This window comes from Longicatena sp. 210702-DFI.1.196, assembly GCF_020563125.1.
In the GTDB taxonomy this organism is placed as follows: domain Bacteria; phylum Bacillota_I; class Bacilli_A; order Erysipelotrichales; family Erysipelotrichaceae; genus Longicatena; species Longicatena caecimuris.
Map to the genome: position 1 here is coordinate 1 of NZ_JAJCPX010000068.1, position 6,435 is coordinate 6,435.

Sequence of the window (6,435 nt, forward strand, 5' to 3'; positions counted from 1 at the left end):
GTTATTTTTCTTTTGAATTGTTTTTACAGCATTATCAATAACACATACCCCCCTTTCTGTAAAATCTTTCTAAGCAATTCAACAGCTTTTGTCATAGCCCACAGGAGTTCCACCTCTGCATTATCCAATGTAGCCGTACCCATTGCGTGCGACGCTTTTAACGCTCAAGCTGTGGCTGTACGGGAGTATCATTATCAGACAGGACAGGTCATGGCGATAAAAGAGGACAAGTCTTTTACAAGAACACAGATAGGTTGTCGCTCGCTTTTGCAGGGGAAAGGTCATGGCGTATCTGTTTCAATGGCTTACTGTCTGTCTAATGTATTGAATTGCTTTATTCAATTGTCAAAGAACACGAAAGAAGAAAATCGTCTTTCCTATATACCGCGTTGGAAAAGAGCAAAAGCGTAACCAATACTCAAAACTTTTTTCTTTTTCTGTACCATATAGGGAAAGAAAATGTCATTCTGCTAAGTTGATGATGAAAAGATTTCTTTTCACACCCTAACTACCCATGCAACACCGTTACTGCCAACTATGGAATGAAAGATTTTCTTTGCTCCATATAGGGAATGGAAACTGCTGATTGTTAAGTTGAGAATGAAAAAAATTTCTTCTTTTCACATAACACTGTCCGCTTAACTCGATTTTCCGACATTTTTCAAAACTTTTCTTCTTTCACTTCATATAGGGAATGGAAACCTCGATTTAATGACCTATTTTCAAAAAAGTTTAGATTTCCTTTTCTCGTACCATATCTGTACGCTAGTTGATGTTTTGTTGCAGATTTTTTAAAGAAATTAAAAAATACCGTCATTCTCTTGTGGAACAACGGTATCTATGCGTTCTTCTATGGTTGATTTTTCTAACTGTAATAAATGTTTATGCTTGTCTTTGAGTTCTGCCTGTTCAATCATATCTTTTAGTATCGTTGTATGATTTTCTTTGTCTAATGCCTGTACCATTTTTATGGTTGGTGCAACCTGTCTTTGTAGCCAATGCAATGCTTTTTGTAAAGTATAAGGCTCTGGCTTTGTGGTTAAGCGTATCGGCTCTCTGTTTTCTCCTACAAACCACGCCCAATCATCATTCATTTTCCATTGACTTTTCGGTTTATCGTCCTCTCTATCTACAAAACGGACATAATGATTGATGATAGAAAAAGCAGTACGTTCAGCGTCCCGATAAGTCAGTAAATCTACAACCGCATAATAGGCTCGTTCATTCTTCATGCGTATTTCAAAACGGTTCTTGATTTCTGTATCTTCAACTTCTGTGCCATTCTTGACATACTGCTCATAATTCTTCTGATAAGCACACATATATAATTCGCTACTTGTTGAACCGAGATATAAGGTTTCGCCTGTATTTTGTGGTGTATCATACCCATTTTTCTCTGTACCACCGTAATCTTTCTGTTTGCGAAAATAGGAGATACATTCTCCAGCCTTATATTTTTCTATTAGTTTTGGAATATCCAAGATACCTGCCTTATCATTGATTGCCAAGTCAAGCCGTTTCAGCTTACCGCCTGCCGTCATACAACCAAGCATAAAGTCATACCATGAGCGTTCCTGTGCCAAGAGATAACTTTCCATTTGCCGACACCCTCTGCCTTTCAGTTCCAACAAAACACCTAAATGCTCTTGCATGGAACACATGATGTTAATGTCGCCTAAAACATATTTACTTTCATATCCGTACTTTCCAAAATCTTCATAAAGCATATAATCGGCTTTTAGTTGTAATACATCACGAATAATCTTTAATGCGTCCGTAGTAGGAAAGCGGACACGAAAGTAATCAATTAGTAAAAATAACGGCTCTCGTGGATTGAAACGCTCAATCTGTTTTTCTATGATTTCCTTTAATTCGTTATTCAATGGCTGTTTGCCTTTTTCAATGCGGTTATAATACTCACGACTGATACCACAGGCAACAGCAATTCTTGTTTGTGTTACTCCGTATTCTTCACGCTTTTGTCTTAATTCTTCTATAAAGTTCTTATCATTCATTCTTCAATTCCTCCAATCAAAAAAGACAACTACCATTTACTGATAATTGTCTATACTTAAATTTCTTCAAAAGAAAAAGACAATCAATTTTTCATTTGAAATCAACTGTCTTTCCTATGTCTTATTCAATTTTATGTGTTAAATGAGTGTCTTTTAGTTAACACCCTGTTAAAAGCGGTTTTGCCTTGTAAATACAGCGTTTTCCGCTTAGTAGTGTCTATTGTCTCTTGTTTTTTGTGCCCCCCTTGTTAGATAACGGGGGCTTACTGTTCGCTCGCAAGCTCGCTCAACTGCCGAAGTGAACCAGCCACTAAAAACGGCGGAAAAATCTAAGAGATTTTCCCACCGTCGTGTCTGGATCACTCCGCCTGTTATGTTTTTTCGCTTTAGCTTTTAACCCCAAGCATATTATACTGTTACAACGCATTTTATTTGATGCCATAATTTGCAGAATTCGGAAAATTAAAACATCCCATTTTTAGCCTTGTTATAACGGTAATAATTTTTTCTATTACTGTTATAACAAGGATTCCAGGGGTTCGGGGATGGAAGATCCCCGTATTATTTCTGCACTATTTATTTCTCTGAAAATGGCATATTATAATGTGCTGATCAACATTATACCTCTAATGCACGAATTAGATTTACCATTTCAATAGCTCCCTGTGCACATTCAGAGCCTTTATTTCCTGCCTTACTGCCAGCTCGTTCTATCGCCTGTTCAATCGTATCTGTCGTAAGAACACCAAACATAACTGGTGTTTCAGTATTTAAACTGATTTGAGCAATTCCTTTTGATACCTCACTACACACATAATCATAATGGCTTGTACTACCTCGAATAACTGCTCCCAAGCAGATAATTGCATCATATTTTTTACTTTTTACCATTTTAGACGCTATCATAGGTATTTCAAATGCTCCCGGAACCCAAGCTACCTCTATGTCCTTTTCATCAACATTTTCTCTTTTCAAATTATCTAATGCACCTGCTAATAGCTTAGAAGTTATAAATTCATTAAACCTTGCTACAACAATACCAATTTTTATATTTTCTGCTACTAAATTTCCTTCAAAAGTGTTCATCTATTTTTCCTCCATATTCAAAATGTGTCCCATTCGGTCTTTCTTTGTCTTTAAATAAAAACTATCATAAGGATTTGCTTTTATTTCAATCGGTACTCTGCTTGAAATTTGCATTCCATAATCTTCTAACTGATAAACTTTATCAGGATTATTTGTAAGTAAATGCAATGATTTTATTCCCAAATCTCTTAAAATCTGTGCTCCAATATAATATTCTCTTAAATCGCCTTGAAATCCTAGTGCAAGGTTGGCGTCAAGTGTGTCCATACCCTTATCCTGTAAATGATAGGCTTTTAGTTTATTGACAAGCCCGATACCTCGTCCCTCTTGTCGCATATAAAGCAATACGCCAGAACCATTTTCTGCAATCATTTTCATTGCTCTATCTAACTGCTGTCCACAATCACAGCGTAAAGAGCCAAAGACATCTCCTGTTAAACACTCTGAGTGGACACGACATAGCACATCATTTCCACTATTTAACTCTCCCATAACCAATGCAACATGATGTTCGCCATTCAATTTATTGATATAACAATGTGCTTTGAAATCCCCGTATTTTGTAGGCATTTCTACAACTGAAACACATTCTACAAGCATGTCATATACTTTTCTGTATTCCTGTAATTCTTTAATTGTGAGGGTTGGTATATGGTGTATTTGGGAAAATTGAATTAAATCAGATGTTCTCATCATTTTCCCGTTTTCATTCATAATTTCGCAACATAAGCCACATTCTTTTAATCCTGCCAACCTCAATAAGTCAATCGTTGCTTCCGTATGTCCGTTTCTTTCTAAAACACCTCCGTTCTTTGCAATCAGAGGAAACATGTGCCCCGGTCTACGGAAATCAAAGGGATTTATATCCTCAACCACACACATACGAGCTGTCAATCCTCTTTCCTCGGCAGAAATACCTGTTGTGGTATCCTTATAATCAATAGAAACTGTAAAAGCAGTTTCATGGTTATCTGTATTATTTTCAACCATAGGGGAAAGCATAAGCCTGTTAGCCAGACTTTCACTCATAGGCATACAGATTAAACCTTTTGCATAAGTCGCCATAAAATTTACATTTTCTGTTGTAGCAAATTGTGCCGAGCAAATTAAATCCCCCTCATTTTCTCTCTCTTTATCGTCCATAACTAAAACAAGTTTTCCCTCTTGTAACGCCTGCAAAGCCTCTTTTATTTTTTTATATTTCATAATTCCTTTATCCTTTCTGCTAAAATCCGTATCGGCATAACAACTCTTTCGACAACTCTGTTTCATTGCTGTTTCCTATGAGTTTCTTCACATATTTCCCTAATATATCATTTTCAAGGTTTACCATATCCCCGACTTGTTTATTCTTGAGAATTGTTTGTTCCAAAGTATGAGGGATAACGGATACTGAAAAATCTGCTTTCGATACTTTTGCAACAGTAAGACTAATACCATCAATAGTAACCGAACCTTTTTCAACAATTAGATTTAAGATTTCTCTTTGCGTATTGATTTGATACCACACCGCATTTTTGTCTCTACGCACAGACGATATTCTGCCTGTCCCGTCAATATGCCCCGTAACAATGTGACCGCCCAATCTGCCATTCATATGCATGGCTCTTTCTAAATTCACAAGGCTTCCATGTTTTAACAGGTTAAGAGCCGTTCTGTTCCATGTTTCATTCATCACATCAACTATAAAAGATTGTCGTGTGAAACAAGTAACTGTAAGGCAGATACCATTGACTGCTATGCTGTCGCCTAAATGTATATCCTCTAATATTTCTGAAGATTTAATGGATAGTTTACAGTTATAAGTATCTTTCTGTATTCTTTCTACTTTACCGATTTCTTCTATTATTCCTGTAAACATGGATAAATCACTTCACTTTCTATGAGATAATCGTTTCCCACTTGAGAAAAAGCATATGGTTTGAGCATAATGGCGTCTTTAGGAAAAACAACACCTTGACCACTTACAGGGCTTTTTCCACTACCCCCAAATATTTTAGGTGCTATATAAGTTTGTACCTCATCAACAATCTGTTGCTCAAGAGCACTCCAATTCAACGCACTTCCACCCTCTAAAAGCAGACTGTCTATCTGCATATTTCCTAAACATTGCATTAAATTCATTAAGTCAATATGATTACCTTTTTTCTTCGTATAAATAATTTCACAACCACATTTTCTGTAAAGAGCAATTTTACTTTCATCAATAGAAGAAGTAGCGATATATGTTTTAATGTCATTCGCTGTTTGGATAATTTTTGATGTAATGGGTGTTCTTAAATCTGTATCACATACGATACGAATAGGATTTTTCCCGTTTTCTAATCGGCATGTCAGTAAAGGGTTATCTTGAATAACGGTATTTACTCCTACCATGATTGCAGTAACCTTATGTCTGAATTGGTGCACTTGTTTTCTCGCTTTTTCGCCACTTATCCATTTTGATTGATTTGTATAAGTTGCTATTTTCCCGTCCATTGTCATTGCATATTTCATAAAAACATACGGAATACGCTTTGTAATATACTTCCTAAATACTTTGATTAACTGTTGACATTCTATTTCTAAAATGCCTACATCAACTTGAATGTTATTTTCCTCAAGTTGCTTTACACCTTTTCCAGACACAATCGGATTACAGTCTAAAGTTCCGACGACTACCCTTGTAATACCACTTTTAATAATTGTTTCTGTGCAAGGTGGTGTCTTACCATAGTGACAGCATGGTTCAAGTGTTACATAAAGCGTTGCTCCTACAGGTGACTCTCTGCAATTTTTTAGTGCATTTCTCTCTGCATGTAATCCACCAAAAACTTCATGGTATCCCTGTCCTATAAGCCGATTATTTTTTACAATTACTGCTCCAACCATAGGATTAGGATTGACATAGCCAGCACCCTTTTTTGCCAGTTCTATTGCTATTTTCATGTATTCTATATCGCTCATTTTTACACCTCCAAAAAAATACATGCCTTGAATAAAATCTATCCAAGACATGCAAAAGAGGATTTATGCGATTAAAGAAAATGCTCTGAAACAATATAAAATCATTCCAGAGCACGCAAAAAAGCATAAACTTACTTTTATCTTCTTTCATCCAGACTATACTGTCGGCTTTGGAATTACACCAAATCATGCCTTTCGGCTCGTGGGCTGTACCACCGGTAGGGAATTACACCCTGCCCTGAAGATAGTTATTCAATTACGGACAATTATAATATTTGATATTATTTCTGTCAATAAAAAGTTTTTCTCTTGCTTATCCAAAATACAATAATTTGCAAGCAGGTAAACACAGGTTATTTCTTAATATCCTTTTGTTTGGGAAACTTCA

General features: G+C 36.1%; 6 protein-coding genes, 1 pseudogene and 1 riboswitch. Of the genes and pseudogenes, 1 reads left to right on the plus strand and 6 read right to left on the minus strand.

The window, feature by feature from the left end; all coding sequences use genetic code 11:
• Positions 1-82, minus strand: a pseudogene (locus tag LI241_RS15280) (tRNA wybutosine-synthesizing protein 3-like protein); the annotation flags it as partial.
• A 128-nt stretch (positions 83-210) separates the two neighbouring features.
• On the opposite strand from LI241_RS15280, the gene LI241_RS15285 reads away from it, so the two are divergent.
• Positions 211-411 (plus strand): hypothetical protein, encoded by a 201-nt coding sequence (locus LI241_RS15285; protein ID WP_009271548.1) that lies wholly within the window; start codon positions 211-213, stop codon positions 409-411.
• A gap of 389 nt (positions 412-800) precedes the next feature.
• Here LI241_RS15285 and LI241_RS15290 read toward each other — a convergent pair whose 3' ends face one another.
• The 5 genes from LI241_RS15290 to ribD all read right to left on the minus strand — a co-directional run bounded on the left by LI241_RS15290 (position 801) and on the right by ribD (position 6,047).
• Positions 801-2,015 (minus strand): XRE family transcriptional regulator, encoded by a 1,215-nt coding sequence (locus LI241_RS15290; RefSeq protein WP_009271547.1) that lies wholly within the window; start codon positions 2,013-2,015, stop codon positions 801-803.
• 618 nt (positions 2,016-2,633) lie between these two features.
• Positions 2,634-3,101, minus strand: a complete 468-nt coding sequence (gene ribE / locus LI241_RS15295) for a 6,7-dimethyl-8-ribityllumazine synthase (RefSeq protein WP_009271546.1) — start codon at positions 3,099-3,101, stop codon at positions 2,634-2,636.
• Positions 3,102-4,307, minus strand: coding sequence for a bifunctional 3,4-dihydroxy-2-butanone-4-phosphate synthase/GTP cyclohydrolase II (locus LI241_RS15300; protein WP_009271545.1), 1,206 nt, complete (start codon positions 4,305-4,307; stop codon positions 3,102-3,104).
• A gap of 19 nt (positions 4,308-4,326) precedes the next feature.
• Complete coding sequence (gene ribE / locus LI241_RS15305) at positions 4,327-4,962, minus strand: riboflavin synthase (protein ID WP_173785601.1); 636 nt, start codon at positions 4,960-4,962, stop codon at positions 4,327-4,329.
• Positions 4,947-6,047 carry a bifunctional diaminohydroxyphosphoribosylaminopyrimidine deaminase/5-amino-6-(5-phosphoribosylamino)uracil reductase RibD gene (gene ribD, locus LI241_RS15310; protein WP_065531891.1) on the minus strand — a complete coding sequence of 367 codons (1,101 nt, stop codon included), beginning with the start codon at positions 6,045-6,047 and terminating at the stop codon, positions 4,947-4,949. The genes ribE (LI241_RS15305) and ribD overlap by 16 nt, the downstream gene beginning before the upstream one ends.
• A 135-nt stretch (positions 6,048-6,182) precedes the next feature.
• A riboswitch (FMN riboswitch) is annotated at positions 6,183-6,297 on the minus strand.
• Positions 6,298-6,435 lie beyond the last annotated feature (138 nt).